Consider the following 2,976-nt stretch of genomic DNA (forward strand, 5'->3'; position numbering starts at 1 on the left):
TTTTTAACGGTTAAGTTAGAAAGGGCGCACGGTGGATGCCTTGGCACTAGGAGCCGATGAAGGACGGGACGAACACCGATATGCTTCGGGGAGCTGTAAGCAAGCTTTGATCCGGAGATTTCCGAATGGGGAAACCCACTGCTCGTAATGGAGCAGTATCCATATCTGAATCCATAGGATATGTGAAGGCAGACCCGGGGAACTGAAACATCTAAGTACCCGGAGGAAGAGAAAGCAAATGCGATTCCCTGAGTAGCGGCGAGCGAAACGGGAACAGCCCAAACCAAGAGGCTTGCCTCTTGGGGTTGTAGGACACTCTATACGGAGTTACAAAAGAACGGGGTAGACGAAGAGGTCTGGAAAGGCCCGCCATAGGAGGTAACAGCCCTGTAGTCAAAACTTCGTTCTCTCCTGAGTGGATCCTGAGTACGGCGGAACACGTGAAATTCCGTCGGAATCCGGGAGGACCATCTCCCAAGGCTAAATACTCCCTAGTGACCGATAGTGAACCAGTACCGTGAGGGAAAGGTGAAAAGCACCCCGGAAGGGGAGTGAAAGAGATCCTGAAACCGTGTGCCTACAAGTAGTCAGAGCCCGTTAACGGGTGATGGCGTGCCTTTTGTAGAATGAACCGGCGAGTTACGATCCCGTGCAAGGTTAAGTTTGAAAAGACGGAGCCGCAGCGAAAGCGAGTCTGAATAGGGCGCATGAGTACGTGGTCGTAGACCCGAAACCAGGTGATCTACCCATGTCCAGGGTGAAGTTCAGGTAACACTGAATGGAGGCCCGAACCCACGCACGTTGAAAAGTGCGGGGATGAGGTGTGGGTAGGGGTGAAATGCCAATCGAACCTGGAGATAGCTGGTTCTCTCCGAAATAGCTTTAGGGCTAGCCTCAAGGTAAGAGTCTTGGAGGTAGAGCACTGATTGGACTAGGGGCCCCTACCGGGTTACCGAATTCAGTCAAACTCCGAATGCCAAAGACTTATCCTTGGGAGTCAGACTGCGAGTGATAAGATCCGTAGTCGAAAGGGAAACAGCCCAGACCGCCAGCTAAGGTCCCAAAGTATACGTTAAGTGGAAAAGGATGTGGAGTTGCTTAGACAACCAGGATGTTGGCTTAGAAGCAGCCACCATTTAAAGAGTGCGTAATAGCTCACTGGTCGAGTGACTCTGCGCCGAAAATGTACCGGGGCTAAACGTATCACCGAAGCTGCGGACTGTTCTTGCGAACAGTGGTAGGAGAGCGTTCTAAGGGCTGTGAAGCGAGACCGGAAGGACTCGTGGAGCGCTTAGAAGTGAGAATGCCGGTATGAGTAGCGAAAGAGGGGTGAGAATCCCCTCCACCGAATGCCTAAGGTTTCCTGAGGAAGGCTCGTCCGCTCAGGGTTAGTCGGGACCTAAGCCGAGGCCGAAAGGCGTAGGCGATGGATAACAGGTTGATATTCCTGTACCACCTCCTCACCGTTTGAGCAATGGGGGGACGCAGGAGGATAGGGTAAGCGCGGTATTGGATATCCGCGTCCAAGCAGTTAGGCTGGGAAATAGGCAAATCCGTTTCCCGCAAAGGCTGAGCTGTGATGGCGAGTGAAATATAGTAGCGAAGTTCCTGATTCCACACTGCCAAGAAAAGCCTCTAGCGAGGTGAGAGGTGCCCGTACCGCAAACCGACACAGGTAGGCGAGGAGAGAATCCTAAGGTGATCGAGAGAACTCTCGTTAAGGAACTCGGCAAAATGACCCCGTAACTTCGGGAGAAGGGGTGCTCTGTTAGGGTGCAAGCCCGAGAGAGCCGCAGTGAATAGGCCCAGGCGACTGTTTAGCAAAAACACAGGTCTCTGCGAAGCCGTAAGGCGAAGTATAGGGGCTGACGCCTGCCCGGTGCTGGAAGGTTAAGAGGAGCGCTTAGCTTATGCGAAGGTGCGAATTGAAGCCCCAGTAAACGGCGGCCGTAACTATAACGGTCCTAAGGTAGCGAAATTCCTTGTCGGGTAAGTTCCGACCCGCACGAAAGGCGCAACGATCTGGGCACTGTCTCAACGAGAGACTCGGTGAAATTATAGTACCTGTGAAGATGCAGGTTACCCGCGACAGGACGGAAAGACCCCGTGGAGCTTTACTGCAGCCTGATATTGAATGTTGGTACAGCTTGTACAGGATAGGTAGGAGCCTTGGAAACCGGAGCGCCAGCTTCGGTGGAGGCATCGGTGGGATACTACCCTGGCTGTATTGACCTTCTAACCCGCTGCCCTTATCGGGCAGGGAGACAGTGTCAGGTGGGCAGTTTGACTGGGGCGGTCGCCTCCTAAAAGGTAACGGAGGCGCCCAAAGGTTCCCTCAGAATGGTTGGAAATCATTCGCAGAGTGTAAAGGCACAAGGGAGCTTGACTGCGAGACCTACAAGTCGAGCAGGGACGAAAGTCGGGCTTAGTGATCCGGTGGTTCCGCATGGAAGGGCCATCGCTCAACGGATAAAAGCTACCCCGGGGATAACAGGCTTATCTCCCCCAAGAGTCCACATCGACGGGGAGGTTTGGCACCTCGATGTCGGCTCATCGCATCCTGGGGCTGTAGTCGGTCCCAAGGGTTGGGCTGTTCGCCCATTAAAGCGGTACGCGAGCTGGGTTCAGAACGTCGTGAGACAGTTCGGTCCCTATCCGTCGCGGGCGCAGGAAATTTGAGAGGAGCTGTCCTTAGTACGAGAGGACCGGGATGGACGCACCGCTGGTGTACCAGTTGTTCTGCCAAGGGCATCGCTGGGTAGCTATGTGCGGACGGGATAAGTGCTGAAAGCATCTAAGCATGAAGCCCCCCTCAAGATGAGATTTCCCATTCCGTTAAGGAAGTAAGATCCCTGAAAGATGATCAGGTTGATAGGTCTGAGGTGGAAGTGTGGCGACACATGGAGCTGACAGATACTAATCGATCGAGGACTTAACCAAACATGAATGTCATATCGTTATCTAGTTTTGAGAGAA

1 rRNA gene is annotated in these 2,976 nt (G+C 53.4%); it reads left to right on the top strand.

Features of this window, described 5'->3' with window-relative positions:
- The first annotated feature begins 8 nt into the window (after window positions 1–8).
- A 23S ribosomal RNA gene (locus V7126_RS20110) occupies window positions 9–2,940 on the top strand.
- Window positions 2,941–2,976 lie beyond the last annotated feature (36 nt).

The organism is Bacillus sp. JJ675 (assembly GCF_036963165.1).
Lineage (GTDB): Bacteria > Bacillota > Bacilli > Bacillales > Bacillaceae > Bacillus > Bacillus glycinifermentans.